Source organism: Streptomyces sp. NPDC006872 (assembly GCF_040635845.1).
Classification (GTDB): Bacteria; Actinomycetota; Actinomycetes; order Streptomycetales; family Streptomycetaceae; genus Streptomyces.
This window is the reverse complement of the sequence record NZ_JBEYIL010000023.1, coordinates 71,992-88,665: the sequence shown is the minus strand read 5'-3', so window position 1 is coordinate 88,665 and position 16,674 is coordinate 71,992. Positions and strand designations below refer to the sequence as shown.

Below are 16,674 nucleotides of genomic sequence, written 5' to 3'. Positions count from 1 at the left end.
TCAATCGATAGGCAAATCCCGGGATTTGACGGACAAGCCCTATGAATAATCTATGTGACGCCGGTCACAATGACCACACTGGGCCATTACATCCGGCGACAAAGGAAAGCACATGCCGAATTACAAGAGAACTCGAGGTGAACAATCCATGGCCGCGGCGACGGCGCCGATGAGTTTCCGCCAATGGGTCTGCCGTACCCGCGCGCGTCACGCGTCGCCGTACGCCTCTCCGCCCAGCTCGAACACCGCAGTGCCCGCCGTAGCGTCCGCGAGCCAGGCGCGGAAGGCGTCCACGTCGGCGTCCGGGAGGCCGATCTCGATGGTGACCGCCTCGCCGTAGCGGACGTCCCGTACCTCGCGGCCGGTCGAGTGCAGGTCGTTGTGGACCTTGCCGGCGCGCTGGTGGTCGACGGTCACCGTGGCCAGCCGGAAGCGGCGGCGGGTGAGGGTGCCGAGGGTGTCGATGGCCTCGCCGACCGCGCCGCCGTAGGCCCGGATGAGCCCGCCCGCGCCGAGCTTGACGCCGCCGTAGTAGCGGGTGACGACGGCGACGACGTACCGCATGTCGCGGCGCAGCAGCATCTGGAGCATCGGGACGCCCGCGGTGCCGCCCGGCTCCCCGTCGTCGCTGGCCTTCTGCACGGAGGCGTCGGCGCCGATGACGTACGCCCAGCAGTTGTGGGTGGCGTCGGCGTGCTCCTTGCGGACGGACGCGACGAAGTCCTGGGCCTCCTGCTCGGTGGCCGCCGGGGCGAGGGCGCACAGGAAGCGCGAGCGGTTGACCTCGGTCTCGTGCACGCCCGCGTGGGCGACTGTGCGGTACTCGTCCTGCATCCGGCCAGCCTATGCGGTGATCGCCGGTACGCCCGTTCGCCGTCGGTCAGCTCTTGCGCGGGTGCGGCTTCTCGCCTCGCGGCACGGTCATCGACGTCAGCAGGGCCGTGCCGGGGGTCAGGGCGCGCCAGTCGGGCCCGTACCAGGCCAGGACGGCGACGGCCGAGGTCGGGAACTTCAGCCGTACCTCGTCCAGGGCGTCGTCCAGGCCGTCCCCGGCCAGGTCGAGGACCAGTTCCTCCAGGCCGGGGTTGTGCCCGACCAGCAGCAGCGTCTCGACGTCGGCCGGCGTCTCGTGGACGACGTCCAGGATCTCGGGCACGTCGGCCCCGTAGAGCCGCGGGTCGAAGCGCACCGGGGGCGGGGTGTCCCACTCTGCGGCGGCCAGCTCCCAGGTCCGGCGGGCGCGGACGGCGGTGGAGCACAGGGCGAGGTCCGGGACGCAGCCGGTCTCGGCGAGCGCGCGGCCCGCGGCGGGCGCGTCCCGGCGACCGCGCGGGGCGAGCGGCCGCTCATGGTCGGGGACGCCGTCCGGCCAGGCCGACTTGGCGTGCCGCAGCACCACCAGCCGACGCAGCGGGGTCCCGCCGCCGGGCCCCCTCACGCCGGGGCTCCCAGGTCGCGGGTGAGTTCGAGGCCGAGCAGCCGGTCGGCGTAGGCGTACGTCTCGAAGCGGGCGCCGTCCGGCAGCTCGGGTCCGGCGTCCTCCACCCAGCGCAGTACGCGCAGTACCTCGGGCACGTCCAGGTCGTCCTCCCAGGCGGTGCGCAGCCGCCCGCGCAGGTGGTCGGGAACCGGCCGCGACGGCCGTCGCGCCCAGTCGGCGACGGCTCTCCTCCAGCGTACGAGGGTGTCGCGGGCCTCGCCCAGGGCGACGGCGTCGAGCCGGAGGGGCTCCGTGCGGGGCCTGGAGAGGAGGGCGAGACGCAGGGCGGCGGGGTCGGCGTCCGATCCGGCGCCCGTCACCGGTCCCGAGGGCACGGCCCCCTCCACCGGGGCGACCGCGACCCGCACCTCGTCCGGGGCCCCTCCGTCCTCGCCCACCACATGCAGCACCTGCGCCTCGCCCACGCCCGCTCCGGCGCCGAGGTCGCGGCCGCCCTCGAAGGGGTGCATGCCGAGGGCGGTGGCCCCGGCCCGGAGCTCCGCCTGGTCCCGCTCTCCGGTCAGCAGGGACCAGACGGGTGTACCGCCGAGTTCCAGCGCGCGGACGAGCAGGTCGGCGACGAGCAGGATCCGGAGCGACCCGGCCCCGTACCCCGAGGCATGCGCCTCCACACGGGTCAGGCCCCGCCGAACGGGGGTGGCGACGACGGCTTCGCCGGTTCGGGCGTCGATGATGCGCAGCACAGGGCGAGCCTAGGGCCTGTCGGGCCGATCAAGTCGCAGAAGAGCGACGGTGCCTGGTCAGAGCCGGGGAGCGGGCGCAGGTTCGCAGGCAGAAGCCGGTACCAGAAGCCGGTGGCAGAAGCCGGAATCGGGAGCCGTCGCAGACTGTTCGGACGGAGGGAACCGTTCCTGCCCGAACGCAAGGAGGCCGCCGTGTACGGCGACGAGGCAACGATCCGCAGGATTCTGACCGGACTCGGCGACACCTGGGCCGTGGTGGGCCTGTCGACGAACCGTGAGCGCGCGGCCTACGGCGTCGCCGAGGTGCTCCGGCGCTTCGGCAAGCGGGTCGTGCCCGTCCACCCGAAGGCGGAGACGGTGCACGGGGAGCAGGGGTACGCCTCTCTCGCGGACATCCCCTTCGAGGTGGACGTCGTCGACGTCTTCGTCAACGGCGACCTCGCGGGCGCCGTCGCCGACGAGGCGGTGGCCAAGGGAGCGAAGGCGGTGTGGTTCCAGCTCGGCGTCGTCGACGAGGCGGCCTACGAGCGGACGCGGGCCGCGGGACTGGAGATGGTCATGGACCGCTGCCCGGCGATCGAGATCCCCCGGCTGGGCTGAGGCACCGACCGGCCGCCCGGGCCACCCCCGCGCCCATAATGTGCGGGTGACCACCAACTCCCCTTCCCCCCACCACACTCCGGTCGTCATCGTGGGCGCGGGGCCCGCGGGTCTCACCGTCGGCAACATCCTGCGGGCCGCGTCCGTCGACTGTGTCGTACTGGAGACGGAGAGCCGTGCGTTCATCGAGCAACGGCCGCGCGCCGGCGTCATCGAGGAGTGGGCCGTCCGCGGACTGCAGCAACGGGGCCTGGCCGGCAACCTGTTGGAGCGCGCCCAGCGGCACTCGGCGTGCGAGTTCCGCTTCGGCGGCGAGCGGTACCGCCTCTCCTACACCGAACTGACGGGACATCACCACTGGGTGTATCCACAGCCGTTGCTGGTGACGGACCTCGTCCACGGTTACGTCGACGTGCGCGGCGGCGACGCCCGCTTCTCGGTGGGCGACGTCGAGCTGCACGATCTCGACACGGCCCGGCCCTCGGTGTCTTACACCTGCCCGGACACGGCTGAACGACGGCTGCTGAGCTGCGACTTCGTCGTCGGCGCGGACGGTGCGCGCGGGGTGAGCCGGGCCGCGCTGCCGGCGCAGCACGCGCGGGTCGCACGGCACGACTACGGCATCGGCTGGCTGGCGCTGCTCGCCGAAGCGCCGCCGTCCTCCGACTGCGTGCTCTTCGGCGTCCACCACAACGGGTTCGCCGGACACATGGCCCGCAGCCCCGAGGTGACCCGGTACTACCTCCAGTGTCCGCCCGGCGACGACCCGGAGAACTGGTCCCACGACCGTGTCTGGTCCGAACTGCACCAGCGCCTCGGAGGCGGCGACGCCCCGCCGCTCACCGAGGGGCCGCTGATCGAGAAGCGCGTCCTGGACATGCACGACTACGTGGTCGAGCCGATGGCGTACGGGCGGCTCTTCCTGGCCGGGGACTCGGCCCACCTCGTCGCGCCCATCGCCGCCAAGGGCATGAACCTCGCGCTGCACGACGCGTTCCTGCTGGGCGACGCGCTGGTCGCGTACCTGGACGGCGGCGACGGCGGCGGGCTGGACGGCTACTCGCAGGCGTGTCTGCGTCGGGTGTGGGACTACCAGGAGTTCTCCCAGTGGCTGTCCGAGGTCTACCACGGGACCGCGGCCGGCGACTCGTTCCGCGCGGGCACCACGTTCGCCCGGCTGCGCCGTCTGTTCACGTCGCCCGCCGCCGCTGCCGCCTTCGCGGAGCAGTACCTCGGGACGGCCGAGCGCTACTGAGTCCCGCGCCCGGTCAGTCGTGCACCGGCTTGTCGCCGAGCCGGTGGTCGGCCACGTTCAGCGCCTCGTCCAGCAGCCGGCGCAGATGGCCGTCGGAGAGCGTGTAGATCACCCGTCGCCCCTCCTTGCGGGTGTTCACCAGCCCGGCCAGCCGCAGCCGCGCCAGATGCTGGCTGACGGCCGGCCGGGCCGCCCCGCAACCTTCCGTCAACGTCGTCACGTCGGCCTCGCCCGAGGTCAGCGCGTGCAGCAGGGTGAGGCGGGTGCGGTCGCCGAGCAGGGCGAGAAGCTCGGCGGCCAGGGCGAACTGCTCCTCGCCGGGGGTGCGCGGATGCGCATGGTGTGCAGGTGACAGGTGCATGCGTGCGCTCATACGCACATAATGGCGTCGTGGGCACACGCGCGTCCACCTCGGCGTACGACCGGAGCCGCCGGAACCGGAAGGGGATCGACGTGAGCCAGCCGCACGACCACGAACACGGGCACGGACACGGGCGCGAACATGGGCACGCCCGCGAGCACGGACACACGCACCACCCCGACCAGGCCCACGCCCACGCACACGAGCACCCGCATCACCGCTCCTCGCCCGGTCACCGCCTCGCGCACCTCCTCACCCCCCACTCCCACGAGAGCGCCGACAAGCTGGACCCGGCGCTGGAGTCCTCGGCCCGGGGCATGCGCGCGCTCTGGGTCTCGCTCGCCGTGCTGGGCGTGACGGCCGTCGCACAGGCCGTGGTGGTCGTGCTGTCCGGGTCGGTGGCCCTGCTCGGCGACACGGTGCACAACGCGGCGGACGCGCTGACGGCCGTGCCGCTGGGCATCGCCTTCGTGCTGGGCCGACGGGCGGCGACCCGCCGCTTCACCTACGGTTACGGGCGGGCGGAGGACCTGGCGGGCATCGCGATCGTGCTGACGATCGCCGCGAGCGCGGCCTTCGCGGGGTGGACGGCGATCGACCGGCTGCTGGATCCGCGTCCCGTCACGCACCTCCCGGCGGTCGCGATGGCCGCGCTCGTCGGCTTCGCGGGCAATGAGTGGGTGGCCCGCTACCGGATCCGGGTGGGCAGGGACATCGGTTCGGCGGCACTGGTCGCGGACGGCCTGCACGCCCGCACGGACGGATTCACCTCACTGGCCGTGCTGTTGGGCGCGGGCGGCTCGGCCCTCGGCTGGCAACTCGCCGACCCGATCGTGGGGTTGGCGATCACGGCGGCGATCGCACTGGTCCTGCGGGACGCGGCACGCGAGGTGTTCCGCCGGGTGCTCGACGCCGTGGATCCGGCCCTGGTGGACCGGGCAGAGCAGGCCCTGCGGGAGGTCGAAGGAGTGCGCGCGGTGGGCGAGTTGAGGCTGCGCTGGATCGGGCACCGGCTGCGCGCGGAGGTGGCGGTCGTCGTGGACGGCGAGGTGACGGTACGTCAGGCACACGCGATCGCCGTGGACGCCGAACACGCCCTGCTGCACGCCGTGCCGCGGCTCACGGCCGCCCTGGTGCACGCGGATCCGACGCCGGCGCCGGGCGAGGCGGATCCGCACCACACCCTCGCCCACCACATGGCGGCCTGAGACACAGGCTCTGGGGTCAGGCGACGCCGAGCCCCTCCAGGACCACCGCGCCGGGCAGTTCGGCGAACGCCTTGCCCGGCACCAGCAGCTTCCCGCGCCGGCGCCCGCTGCCCACCAGGACGTACGGCAGGTCGACGACGGCGGAGTCGACCAACACCGGCCAGGCGGCGGGGAGTCCGATCGGGGTGATGCCGCCGTACTCCATGCCGGTCTCCCCCACCGCCGTGTCCATCGCGGCGAACGAAGCCTTGCGCGCGCCGAGTTGGCGGCGGACGACGCCGTTGACGTCGACCCGGGTGGTGGACAGGACGAGGCACGCGGCGAGGGTCGTCTCGCCGCCCCGCTTGCCGGCCACCACCACACAGTTCGCGGACTGCTCCAGCAGCTCGCGACCGTAGTGCTCCACGAAGACGGCCGTGTCGGCCCACTGCGGATCGGTGTCGACGTAGACGAGCTGATCGGCGGGCACGGAGCCGCTCCAGTCGCGTACGGCCTCGGCGACCGGGGTCGGCAGCTCGTCGAGGCAGTCGGGGGCGGGGAGGGCGGTGTCGAAGTGACCGATGGGTGCGCGCATGGCCGCACGTTAACAGCCTCGCCCCGGCCGCCGTACGGGTGCCTCAGGGCACGGGCGGGACCGAGACGGCCATCACCATCTCCATCGGCACCTCGCCCTGATTGCCGTAGGTGTGCGGGGCGTTCGCCTCGAAGGAGACGCTCGAACCGGTCGGGACGCGGTACTCGACGCCGTCCACGGTGAGGGTCAGCTCACCCACCGTGACGTGCAGGAGCTCGACCGTGCCGAGAGGGTGCGGATCGGACGGGCTGCTCTCGCCGGGCATCAACCGCCAGTCCCACATCTCCAGCGGGCCCGGCGCCTCGGTGCCGGCCAGCAGCCGGTTGTAGCTGCCGCCGTCGGTGTGCCACAGCCGCACGGCCTGCTCCGCCGGGACGATCCGGACCTTGGGGCCCTGGTCGTAGTCGAGCAGGGTGGTGATGCTGATGCCGAGCGCGTCGCCGATCTTGACGACGGTCCCGATGCTCGGGTTGGTGCGGGCCTGCTCGATCTGGATCAGCATGCCGCGGCTGACGCCCGCGCGGGCGGCGAGCACATCGAGGGTGAAGCCCCGTACTGCGCGCCAGTGCTTGACGTTGCGCGCCAGGGACTGGGTCAGCAGGTCGAGATCTGACAAGGTCCGTCCAATTCCATCCAGCACCACCCAGCACCATCCAGCACCACCCCGTACCGGAGTCCATTATTCTGGATGACAGGGTTCACTTCCCTGAACTATGGTGTGGTGCACCCGATCGTGCACCGAACTGTACTGCGAGGAACCCGTGACAGCACTCTTCGCCCTGGCCACCAGCCTCCTGTGGGGCCTGGCCGACTTCGGCGGCGGGCTGCTGACGCGCCGGACCCCGGCGCTCACCGTGGTCGTCGTGTCGCAGTCGATCGCGGCGGCCGTCCTCGGTGTGATCGTGGTCGCCACCGGCGGCTGGAGCGAGGCCGGTCCACGCCTGTGGTTCGCCGTCGCGGCGGGGCTGGTGGGTCCGGTCGCCCTGTTCTCCTTCTACAAGGCGCTGGCGCTGGGGCCGATGGGGGTCGTCTCCCCGCTGGCCACGCTGAGCGTGGCCGTGCCGGTCTCCGTCGGGCTGGTCCTCGGCGAGCGCCCGGGGCTCGTCCAGTTCGCGGGCATCGCGGTCGCCGTCGTGGGGGTCGTCCTGGCGGGCGGGCCGCAGTTGCGGGGCGCGCCGGTGCAGCGGCAGGCCGTGCTGCTCACGCTGCTCTCGGCGCTCGGCTTCGGCACGGTGTTCGTCCTGATCACCGAGGCGTCGACGACCGTCACCGGCCTGTTCCTCGCGCTGTTCGTGCAGCGCGTCCTCAGTGTGGCCACGGGCGGTGCGGTGCTGTACGTCGCCGTCCGGCGCGGGGCGCCCGCGCTGCCCGAGGGCGGTCTCGCGTGGGCCTCGCTCCCGGCGTTCGTTTTCGTCGGGCTGGCCGACGTCGCCGCGAACGGCACGTACGCCGTCGCCGCCCAGCACGGACCGGTCACCGTGGCCGCCGTGCTCGCCTCGCTCTACCCGGTGGTGACGGCCGTCGCGGCCCGCGGTTTCCTGCGGGAGCGCATCCGCGCGATCCAGGCGGCGGGCGCGGGACTGGCCCTGGTGGGCACGCTCCTCCTGGCGACAGGCTGATCCCTCGGCCCCCGCCCACCGAAAAGGACCGACTCCCGAACCCTGCCCAACCGGGCCGACCCTGCCCAACCGGGCCAGCCGCCTGGTCCCGCCCCGGGACCGGGTGAGTCGTCCAGCCCCGCCGGGCCCGTTCAGCTCTCCGGTTTCAGTTGGGCGAGGTGGGCCGCGGTCGTGTCGTCGAGTTCCGACAGTCGCGCCGCCGTCTCCTCGTCCAGCTCCGAGAGGGCGACCAGCTGGTCCGAGGTGACGCCGTCCGGTATCGGGACCGGGGGCGGGGTGCGCAGCGGGGGCTGCCAGCCCTCGGCGGGCGTCCAGCGTCGGACGACCTTCGCGGGCGCGCCCGCGACCACGGAGTGGTCGGGGACCGTGCCGCGCACCACCGCCCCGGCCGCGACGACGACGTTCCGGCCGATCCGCGCACCCGGCAGGATCACCGCCCCCGTGCCGATCCAGCACCCCGGGCCGATCTCCACGGGCTCCATCCGGGGCCACTGTTTGCCGATGGGCTCGTGCGGGTCGTCGTAGGAGTGGTTCGTGGACGTCACGTACACATACGGACCGAAGTAGCAGTCGCTGCCGATGGTGACCGTCGTGTCGGCGATGACATGACTGCCCCGGCCGAGGACCACGCCGTCGCCGAGGCGCAGGATCGGGTCGGGACCGAGGTCGAGGTCGGGCATCAGCCCCGCGGTCAGGGTGACCTGCTCGCCGACGATGCAGTGGGCGCCGAGGTGGATCCACGGCTCCCCGAACACCGTGCCGAGGGGGAAGGCGAGCCGGGTGCCCTCGCCCATCGATCCGAAGCGGAAGCGTCCGGGGTGCTCGGCGGTGACGGAGCCCGTGCGCTGCACCCAGGCCCAGCCTGCGTGGACGGCCCGCTGCCCCAGTCGGCGCGGCCATGATGAGAACGTGTTCCTGCGCTTCGGCACCCGCTCACCGTACTCAGCACGCGGTGCCGCCAAGGAGCGGGAGCCCTGTGATCTTCGCCCTACGAGGTGGCGTACGGTGCCGGGAGACCACCGACACGAGGTGACGTGAGGAGACGGTGATGACGCACAAGGCGCTGATCGTGGGCATCGGCGGCAGGGAACCCGAGGTCGACGCGGAGGCGTTCGTCGCGCCGACCGCCTCGGTGATCGGGGACGTGACGCTGGAGGCGGGGGCGAGCGTCTGGTACGGGGCCGTCGTGCGGGGTGACGTGGAGCGGATCACCGTCCGCCGAGACGCCAACATCCAGGACAACGTGACGCTGCACGCCGACCCCGGTTTTCCGGTGACCATCGGCGAGCGGGTCTCCGTCGGCCACAACGCCGTGGTGCACGGGGCGACGGTCGGGGACGACTGTCTGGTCGGCATGGGGGCGACCGTGCTCAACGGGGCGGTGATCGGGGCGGGTTCGCTGGTCGCCGCGCAGGCGCTCGTACCCCAGGGGATGGAGGTCCCGCCGGGGTCACTGGTGGCGGGAGTGCCGGCCAAGGTCAAGCGGGAGTTGACGGAGGAGGAGCGTCAGGGGGTCACGCTGAACGGCACCCTGTACGCGGACCTGGCCAAGGCCCACGGGAAGATCCACGAGTAGTCACCACGGGTCGCGGGAGCGGCGCGGGCTACTCGGCGGCCGCGACGGGCTCCGTCTCGCGTGAGGCGCCCTGCGCCTGTGCCTTCTTGGCCTTGCGCTTGACGATCAGGAACGAGGCCACACCGATCAGCACCGCCAGGACCAGCCCCAGCCACGAGAACCTCTTCAGCCAGGACTCGGCCACGACGCCCACGTAGTAGATGACCGCCGTCGTGCCGCCCGCCCAGGCGATGCCGCCGAGCACGTTGGCGATGAGGAACTTCCAGTACGGCATGTGCAGGACGCCCGCGAGCGGCCCGGCGAAGATGCGGAGCAGGGCGACGAACCGGCCGAAGAAGACGGCCCACATGCCCCACTTCTCGAAGGACCGCTCGGCGGTGGCGATGTGCCCCTCGCTGAAGTGCCTGGGGAACTTCTTGCCGAGCCAGGCCAGCAGCGGGCGTCCGCCCTTGCGGCCGATGGCGTAGCCGATGGAGTCGCCGATCACCGCGCCCGCGGTGGCGCACGCGCCGAGGATGACGGGGTCGATCCCGCCGTGCTGCGAGGACAGCAGCGCGGCCGAGACCAGGATGATCTCTCCCGGCAGCGGGATGCCGAGGCTCTCGAATCCGATGACCAGGCCGACCACGGCATAGACGGCGGCCGCGGGCACCGTGTCGAGCCATTCCTGCACGTGCACCGCGGGTTCCTCCCGTTTGACGTCCTTGGGCAGCCTTGCGTTCCCGGGAAGCCTACCGGGTCGGCCCGGCCCGGTCCGTCCCGTGGTGTAGCGCGCTACACCACGGATCCGGGGGTGCGGTCCCTCGTGGCGGCGGCTCGGCCACGTGATCGTGGAGGACGAAGAAGCCACCCTCTGCGCACCGTCCCGAAAGGACTCCTCCATGGCCGTGAACCGCCGACGCGGACGCCGTACTGCCGTCATCGCCACCGCCGCGGCAGCCCTCGCGCTGACCGCCGGCCTCCTCACCGGCTGCGAGTTCGACGACTCGATCGACTGTCTCTCGAACGCCGACGACATCACGGACAGCATCACGGCGATCAACAAGGCCGGAGCGGACGCGATCGAGGATCCGACGAAGACCGAGGACTCCATCGACACCATCGAGAAGAACCTGGACAAGATCAACGACAAGTCGGACGACAGCAAGGTCGACAAGGCGGTCGACAAGCTCAACCAGGCGATCGAGGACTACAACCAGGACATCCTCAACGGCGAGCGACCGGACTCCGGCGACATCGACAAGGCGGCGGCCGAGCTGAGGGACGTCTGCACGTCGTAGCACTCGGCCGGCAAGGAGCTCGGCCGGTAAGGAGCTCGGCCGGCGAGGAGAAGGAGGGGCCGCTCCCCTCGGGCGGCCCCTCCTTCGGTCTCACCGCGGTGTCACCGTGGTCTCACTGCGGTCTCACTGCGGTCTCGCGGCCCGGTGGCCGAGGGACTCGATGACGTCCCCGACGACTTCACTCAGCACAGCGGACACATGGGGCGCATCCGGTGTCCCGGCCGGGTCGGGCGACGTGTCGCAGCAGCCCACCTGGGCGATCCTCGTCCCGAACTCCGGTGCGGACGGGGCGGTCTCGGCGGGACCCGGAGCGGTGTCGGGCGCGAGGGGCGGGGCGCTGCGCGGTATCGGTCCCGGTATCGGCGGCACCTGTCCGTCCGGGGCGCCCGGGATGTCAGGGGCGGTGCCCGGACCTGGCGGCTCCGTCGGCTCACGTACGTCCGGGCCGGTTTCGCCCGCCGACGCGACGGCCGCGTCGAACACCCACCGCTGACCGGCGGAGCCGTCCCGCTCGGCGACGACGACGGCCTTCCCCGGCCCACCCGCACCGCGGGCGACGACCAGGCTTGCGTCCCGGCGCAGCAGCAGTTCGCCGCGGACGGTCAGGTCGAAGAACGTCTCGCCGGAGTGCACGAGGCACCACCCCAGGGCGGTCGTCCGGCGGTCGGGGTCGGCGGCCAGACAGAGCGTGGGGGCGGCGGCGCTGCGCAGCAGACCGTCCTCCTGGTAGGACCACTGCTGGGACGCCACCTGCGAGCACGGCGCCAGGACGATCGCCGCACCGGCTTCGGCCCGTCCGCCGGGGACGTCGAGGCAGAGACCCGTGTCCGGGCTGCGCAGCCTGCCGTGCGCGGCCTCGGCCTCCCGGGAGGCCGAGGCCGCCGACGGGGATCCGGCGGGCGACGGGTCGTCGGAGCCGCCGGGGACGCCCGGCCGGCCGACGATCGGGGCGTTGGGCCCGCCGACGGGCGCGCCCCAGGTGGCCCCGGGAACCGGGACGGCGTTGTCGTCGGACCAGCCCTTGGCCACGAAGACGGTCGCGACCAGCGCGAGGGAGGTCAGCCCCACGCCGACCAGCACGGCCTTCGGCCGTCTGACCTGGAGATCGAGCAGACCGGCCGAGGTGGTGCGATGACGGCCGCCCCCGACGGGCGGACGCGCTCCGGCAGGCGGACGCACCCCCGCGGGCCGGGCCGGTGCGCCGGCGGCGGCCGCGCGTCCGGGGCGTGAGTCGAGGTAGCGGCGGGCGCCCCAGCCGAGCACGGTCTCGGCGAGCAGCACGTCCAGCGCGCCGTCGAAATGGCTGAGCTGTTCGGCGGCGTGCCGGCAGAAGCGGCAGTGCGCGAGATGCTGCCGGACATCGGGCAGCAGGGTGCCGCCGCGCCGCAGGGGAATGTCGAGGAGACGGTTGTAGAAGCGGCATTCGCTCGTCGGCGCGAGTTCGCGGTGGGCGCGTACACAGCCCGCCCGGAATTGTTCCCGCGCCTGTTCCAGGACGGCCGCCGCGGTGTTGCCGTCCACGCCGGACAGACCGGCCGGTACGGATATGGGTTCCGCCTCCACCTCCGTGTGCCACAACAGACATTGGGAGGCGGTCGGGAGCAACTGGAAAGCGCGCTCGGCGAGTTGCCGCCTTTCGGCGGTCACCGATCGTGCGGCGCGCAGTCCACGGCCGCCGACGGTTTTCCGGAGCTCCGGGAGAACGGCCGAAACCCGCTCTGTGCCGGCCCATTCGCGGACCGTCTCCCGTACGGCGACGAGGAGTTGGGGACGCAGCGCGCCCCCGGTGCGCCGCTCCGTCAGCCGGCCGAGCACCTCGTGGAACGCGGCGGCGGCCACGAGCCGCGCCGTGTCCTCGGTGCCGGCCAGACAGACGGTCGCGTAGTCGTGGGTCGCTCGCCAGTGCCGGGCGAAGAGCAGGGCGATCGCGCGGGCCCGTCCGTCGTCGCCGGCCAGCCGGGCGACGAGTTCGGGGTCGGAATCCCCGGGGGGCCGGCCGGGGCGGGGCGGGTGGGGCGGGCGTGGGGGGTTCGGGGATTGCACGAAACCATTTCCTTCCAAGCCGACGCACGGCACGGAGGAACACGTCGTCGGAAAGCAGGTGCCTGATTGGTGCGTACCTTTGGCCTGACCAGGCACGTTGACCTGATCCGACCCATCCGTAAGGGGAGGCTCACCTTCGCACACACGCCTCACAGGAAACAAGGAGTTCGAGTGACGCAAGTTCAAAGCGCGGAAATTTCAGATAAGTTACCGCCGGTATCCGCACCCGCATTCGAAATCGCCCGGACTGGGTGACTCAACTTGTGTACGAGAAAAGCCGGACGGCACACGGAATCTCCAACTTCCGGCCCGGCGACGGGACGAGGTGGGCAAGGCGGCACACAGGAACCTCAGAGAGGACTCTCTGCGTACTCCCATCCCCGTGCAGCACCATGATCCGCATGAGCGCCCCCCACTCCGCACCCAGTGTTCGCAAGGCAGTCGTCCCGGCCGCCGGTCTCGGCACCCGTTTCCTCCCCGCCACCAAGGCGACCCCGAAGGAGATGCTGCCGGTCGTCGACAAGCCGGCCATCCAGTACGTGGTCGAGGAGGCGGCCGCCGCCGGCCTGGACGACGTCCTGATGGTCACCGGCCGGCACAAGCGGGCCATCGAGGACCACTTCGACCACGCCTTCGAACTGGAGCAGGCGCTCGCCGCCAAGGGCGACACCGTGCGGCTGGACGCGGTGCGCGACCCGGCCCGGCTCGCCGACATCCACCACATCCGGCAGGGCGACCCGCTCGGCCTCGGCCACGCGGTGCTGTGCGCCCGCAACCACGTCGGCGACCAGCCGTTCGCCGTGCTTCTCGGCGACGACCTCATCGACCCGCGCGAGACCCTGCTCAGCCGGATGCTGGACGTCCGCGAGCGCTACGAGGGCAGCGTGGTCGCGCTGATGGAGGTGCCGCCGGAGCAGGTCCACCTCTACGGCTGCGCGGCCGTGGAGCCGTCCGGCGAGGACGGGGTCGTGCGCGTCACCGGTCTGGTGGAGAAGCCCGCGCGCGAGGACGCGCCGAGCCGGTACGCGGTCATCGGGCGCTACGTCCTGGATCCGGCCGTCTTCGACGTCCTGGAGCGCACCGAGCCCGGCCGCGGCGGCGAGATCCAGCTGACCGACGCGCTGCAGGAGCTCGCGGCGGGCGGCACGGTCCACGGCGTGATCTTCTCGGGCCGCCGGTACGACACCGGGGACAAGGCCGACTACCTGCGCACGGTCGTCCGCCTGGCCTGCGACCGGCCCGACCTGGGACCGGAGTTCGTGGCCTGGCTCAAGGAGTTCGTGGCGGGCCTGGAGGACGGCCGCACGAAGCAGGGGCGGCTGGCGGCCTGACCGCACGGCCGCATCGGTGCCGGCCCGAGGGCCCCGGCGGCGGCGCACGCCGCGACCGGGGTCCCGTCACGGGGTCCCGTCAGCTCTCGCGTCTGCCGCGAACGCCGCTCAGCCGTTGGGGCGCAGGGTCCAGATCACCGTCATCTCGCCGGTGACGGCCCCGTCGGCGCGCCGGATCTCGATCGCGACCGGGAACTCGGGGCGCTCCCCCGCGTCGAGCTGCGCGACGACCTCGGCGGCCGGGCGGCCCAGCGTGGCGGTCGCGGTGACCGCGCCCATCGCCAGCTTCCGGTAGCCGATCTCGGCGCGGACGGCGAGCGGCACGGCGCGGGAGAGCTGGTCCCCGAACGCGGCGAGGACGATCGCGCCGCTGGCGGACTCGCCGAGCGTGAACATCGCGCCCGCGTGCGGTCCGCCCACATGGTTGTGGAACTCGCCCTGGTCCGGCAGGGCGACCACGGCCTTGTCCGGACCGGCCTCCAGGAACTCGAGGTTGAGGGTCCGGGCCATGGGCACGGTGGCGGCGAGCATCTCGCCGATGGACATCTGGTCTGCGCTCATGACAGCGATGTTACCTACGAGTAGCTTCGGCTGGCCAGACCGGTCGCAATGATCGATCGTCGGATTCGGTACGTCCCTGACAAGGGGCGGTGACCGAACCGTGTCCCGGACGGCACTAGGGTTTCTGGCCATGTGGCCAGGACAGCAGCCGCCCGGGGGAGAGCAGAACCCGCAGGCGCAGAACAATCCGTACCAGCAGCCGGGATACCAGCAGCCGAATCCGTATCAGCAACCCGGTTACCAGCAGCAGCCGAACCCCTATGCGCAGCAACCGCAATGGGGCGCCCAGACGCCCCCGGGCGCACCGACGCCGCCGCCCGTCGGGCCCGGCGGCAACGGTGGAGGCAGCGGCGGCAACCGGACCAAGCTGATCGCCGTCATCGCCGCCTCGGCCGTCGTCGTGGCCGCCGGAGTCACCGGGTTCCTGGTGCTGGGCGGCGATGACGACGACCCGGCCGACGTGGCCAAGGGCAGTGCGAGCCCTACGACGTCCACGTCCGCCTCGGCTTCCGGCTCGTCCGGCACGGACGACAACCCGCGCAGCAGCGAGACCGAGAAGGCGACCGTCGCCGGCTGGAAGGTCGTCGTGAACCCCAAGTGGGGCATCGCCTTCGACGTGCCGGCCGACTGGGAGGTCCAGAAGCCGGGGCTCAGCCAGGGCTTCGAGTGGGAGGACAAGACGAAGACCGACGGCTACGACCGGATCCTGATGGGCGGCACGGCCGAGTTCAAGTCGAAGTGGTGCTCCACGGACGCCGACAAGGACGGCAAGACCGACGACACCCCGCTGGCCATGGTCGGCAGCAAGGGCGCCGAAGGGGCCAAGACCACCGACGAGATCGCGATCAACACGCCCGCGTGGTGGGTGTTCGGCGGCTACACCGAGCCGGACAAGAAGAGCCTCACCTTCGACGAGAAGGCCACCGCCTTCACGACCGCCTCCGGCATCGTGGGCAGTTACGCCTGGGCGCAGTCGACGAACACGCCCCAGAAGGGCAAGTGCGACAGCGACGGCAAGGCGATCACGTTCGGCTTCAAGAACTCCGACGGCGACTACGTGTCGTGGAACCTGTACGCGGCCAAGGGCGTGAAGGACGAGCTCCCGAAGGCCACGATCATGCAGATCCTCAGCACCGTGCGCCTGAACGGAACGCCGACGGGACGCTAGAGCGCAGCCGGCCGGCTCGGACCGCCACCGAGCCGGCCGACGCCCGACCCCTTCAGCCCCTTCAGCCCCTTCAGCCGATGCAGCCGACCAGCCGGATTCAGCCGATGCCGAACGCGCCCTCGGGCGGCTCGGGCGACGGTACGGCGTCCTCGTCCCGTACGGGTCGCGCGTCGCCGATGAATCGGCGCAGGCCGGGCCCGTGCTCCACCCGGGCCGGGAACGCGTCGGAGGCGGTGCGGCGGGCCAGGGCGGGCACGTCGAGCGGGTGGTGCGCGGCGACGAGCACCGCGTTGCCGAACCGGCGGCCGCGCAGCACGCCCGGCTCGGCGATGAGTGCCAGCTCCTCGAACACCGCCGCGAGGTTGGCCAGTTGGGACCGCAGAAAGCCGAAGGGCGCCGAGTCCGCGAGGTTCGCGAGATAGACGCCGTCGGCACGCAGGACCCGTCCGGCCTCCTGGGCGTAGGCCAGGGACGTCAGATGGGCGGGGACGCGTGAGCCGCCGAAGACATCGGCGACGAGCACATCGGCCGAGCCGTCCGGAGCCGCCTCCAGCCAGGCCCGCGCGTCGGCGGCGTGCAGTGTGATGCCGGACCGGGCCGGGACCGGAAGGTGCTCCGCGACCAGCTCCAGCAGTCCGCGGTCGAACTCGACGACGTCCTGCCGGGTACCCGGCCGGGTCGCGGCCAGGTACCGGGGCAGGGTGAGCGCACCGCCGCCGAGATGAGCCGCGTCCAGGGGCCGGCCCGGCTCGGCGACGGTGTCCAGGACGTACCCCAGACGCCGTGTGTACTCGAACTCCAGGTGCGTGGGCTCGTCGAGGTCGACGTACGACTGCGGCGCCCCGTCGACCGTCAGCAGCCAGGCCCGCTCCCGGTCGATGTCGGGCATCAGCTTGGCGGTGCCGTGGTCGACG

Annotated in this window: 19 protein-coding genes; 8 read left to right on the top strand and 11 right to left on the bottom strand. The window is 72.3% G+C overall.

Translation table 11 applies throughout. From position 1 onward, the window contains the following. Positions 1-207: 207 nt before the first annotated feature. The 3 genes from ABZ725_RS44905 to ABZ725_RS44895 are packed head-to-tail and all read right to left on the bottom strand — an operon-like array spanning position 208 to position 2,184. Positions 208-834: a YigZ family protein gene (locus tag ABZ725_RS44905; RefSeq protein WP_358808139.1), complete on the bottom strand. Its 627-nt coding sequence runs from the start codon at positions 832-834 to the stop codon at positions 208-210. Between the two features lie 46 nt (positions 835-880). After that, positions 881-1,438: a histidine phosphatase family protein gene (locus tag ABZ725_RS44900; protein ID WP_358808138.1), complete on the bottom strand. Its 558-nt coding sequence runs from the start codon at positions 1,436-1,438 to the stop codon at positions 881-883. Then, positions 1,435-2,184: a hypothetical protein gene (locus ABZ725_RS44895; protein WP_358808137.1), complete on the bottom strand. Its 750-nt coding sequence runs from the start codon at positions 2,182-2,184 to the stop codon at positions 1,435-1,437. Before ABZ725_RS44895 ends, ABZ725_RS44900 begins: the two co-directional genes overlap by 4 nt. A gap of 192 nt (positions 2,185-2,376) precedes the next feature. On the opposite strand from ABZ725_RS44895, the gene ABZ725_RS44890 reads away from it, so the two are divergent. Next, a complete protein-coding gene (locus tag ABZ725_RS44890) occupies positions 2,377-2,784 on the top strand; it encodes a CoA-binding protein (RefSeq protein WP_358808204.1) in 408 nt (135 codons plus the stop codon). Positions 2,785-2,830: 46 nt separating this feature from the next. After that, positions 2,831-4,039: a 4-hydroxybenzoate 3-monooxygenase gene (locus ABZ725_RS44885; RefSeq protein ID WP_358808136.1), complete on the top strand. Its 1,209-nt coding sequence runs from the start codon at positions 2,831-2,833 to the stop codon at positions 4,037-4,039. Positions 4,040-4,052: 13 nt separating this feature from the next. Here the strand turns inward: ABZ725_RS44885 and ABZ725_RS44880 are convergent, their stop codons facing one another. After that, positions 4,053-4,412 (bottom strand): metalloregulator ArsR/SmtB family transcription factor, encoded by a 360-nt coding sequence (locus tag ABZ725_RS44880; RefSeq protein ID WP_351910658.1) that lies wholly within the window; start codon positions 4,410-4,412, stop codon positions 4,053-4,055. A gap of 80 nt (positions 4,413-4,492) precedes the next feature. On the opposite strand from ABZ725_RS44880, the gene ABZ725_RS44875 reads away from it, so the two are divergent. Next, on the top strand, positions 4,493-5,608 hold the full coding sequence (locus ABZ725_RS44875; RefSeq protein ID WP_358808135.1) for a cation diffusion facilitator family transporter: 1,116 nt from the start codon (positions 4,493-4,495) through the stop codon (positions 5,606-5,608). 16 nt (positions 5,609-5,624) lie between these two features. Here the strand turns inward: ABZ725_RS44875 and ABZ725_RS44870 are convergent, their stop codons facing one another. Continuing rightward, positions 5,625-6,182 carry a YbaK/EbsC family protein gene (locus ABZ725_RS44870; RefSeq protein WP_358808134.1) on the bottom strand — a complete coding sequence of 186 codons (558 nt, stop codon included), beginning with the start codon at positions 6,180-6,182 and terminating at the stop codon, positions 5,625-5,627. Between the two features lie 43 nt (positions 6,183-6,225). Then, positions 6,226-6,798 (bottom strand): XRE family transcriptional regulator, encoded by a 573-nt coding sequence (locus ABZ725_RS44865; protein ID WP_358808133.1) that lies wholly within the window; start codon positions 6,796-6,798, stop codon positions 6,226-6,228. 145 nt (positions 6,799-6,943) lie between these two features. Here ABZ725_RS44865 and ABZ725_RS44860 point away from each other — a divergent pair, with 145 nt between their 5' ends. Further along, a complete protein-coding gene (locus tag ABZ725_RS44860) occupies positions 6,944-7,801 on the top strand; it encodes a DMT family transporter (RefSeq protein ID WP_358808132.1) in 858 nt (285 codons plus the stop codon). 131 nt (positions 7,802-7,932) lie between these two features. On the opposite strand, the gene ABZ725_RS44855 is transcribed toward ABZ725_RS44860, so the two are convergent. Next, positions 7,933-8,730 (bottom strand): acyltransferase, encoded by a 798-nt coding sequence (locus tag ABZ725_RS44855; protein ID WP_358808131.1) that lies wholly within the window; start codon positions 8,728-8,730, stop codon positions 7,933-7,935. 119 nt (positions 8,731-8,849) lie between these two features. On the opposite strand from ABZ725_RS44855, the gene ABZ725_RS44850 reads away from it, so the two are divergent. Further along, on the top strand, positions 8,850-9,377 hold the full coding sequence (locus ABZ725_RS44850) for a gamma carbonic anhydrase family protein (RefSeq protein ID WP_358808130.1): 528 nt from the start codon (positions 8,850-8,852) through the stop codon (positions 9,375-9,377). Positions 9,378-9,405: 28 nt separating this feature from the next. Here the strand turns inward: ABZ725_RS44850 and ABZ725_RS44845 are convergent, their stop codons facing one another. Then, positions 9,406-10,056, bottom strand: a complete 651-nt coding sequence (locus tag ABZ725_RS44845) for a DedA family protein (RefSeq protein WP_358808129.1) — start codon at positions 10,054-10,056, stop codon at positions 9,406-9,408. 202 nt (positions 10,057-10,258) lie between these two features. On the opposite strand from ABZ725_RS44845, the gene ABZ725_RS44840 reads away from it, so the two are divergent. Beyond that, positions 10,259-10,657 (top strand): hypothetical protein, encoded by a 399-nt coding sequence (locus tag ABZ725_RS44840; RefSeq protein ID WP_358808128.1) that lies wholly within the window; start codon positions 10,259-10,261, stop codon positions 10,655-10,657. 123 nt (positions 10,658-10,780) lie between these two features. Here ABZ725_RS44840 and ABZ725_RS44835 read toward each other — a convergent pair whose 3' ends face one another. Continuing rightward, positions 10,781-12,700 carry a ricin-type beta-trefoil lectin domain protein gene (locus ABZ725_RS44835; RefSeq protein WP_358808127.1) on the bottom strand — a complete coding sequence of 640 codons (1,920 nt, stop codon included), beginning with the start codon at positions 12,698-12,700 and terminating at the stop codon, positions 10,781-10,783. 392 nt (positions 12,701-13,092) lie between these two features. Between ABZ725_RS44835 and galU the strand changes: the two genes are divergently transcribed. Then, positions 13,093-14,031, top strand: coding sequence for a UTP--glucose-1-phosphate uridylyltransferase GalU (gene galU / locus ABZ725_RS44830; protein ID WP_358808126.1), 939 nt, complete (start codon positions 13,093-13,095; stop codon positions 14,029-14,031). A gap of 108 nt (positions 14,032-14,139) precedes the next feature. On the opposite strand, the gene ABZ725_RS44825 is transcribed toward galU, so the two are convergent. Further along, on the bottom strand, positions 14,140-14,577 hold the full coding sequence (locus tag ABZ725_RS44825) for a DUF4442 domain-containing protein (RefSeq protein ID WP_358808203.1): 438 nt from the start codon (positions 14,575-14,577) through the stop codon (positions 14,140-14,142). A 145-nt stretch (positions 14,578-14,722) separates the two neighbouring features. Here ABZ725_RS44825 and ABZ725_RS44820 point away from each other — a divergent pair, with 145 nt between their 5' ends. Next, positions 14,723-15,760, top strand: coding sequence for a hypothetical protein (locus ABZ725_RS44820; RefSeq protein WP_358808125.1), 1,038 nt, complete (start codon positions 14,723-14,725; stop codon positions 15,758-15,760). Between the two features lie 97 nt (positions 15,761-15,857). Here ABZ725_RS44820 and ABZ725_RS44815 read toward each other — a convergent pair whose 3' ends face one another. Continuing rightward, on the bottom strand, positions 15,858-16,649 hold the full coding sequence (locus tag ABZ725_RS44815) for a fused MFS/spermidine synthase (RefSeq protein WP_358808202.1): 792 nt from the start codon (positions 16,647-16,649) through the stop codon (positions 15,858-15,860). Positions 16,650-16,674 lie beyond the last annotated feature (25 nt).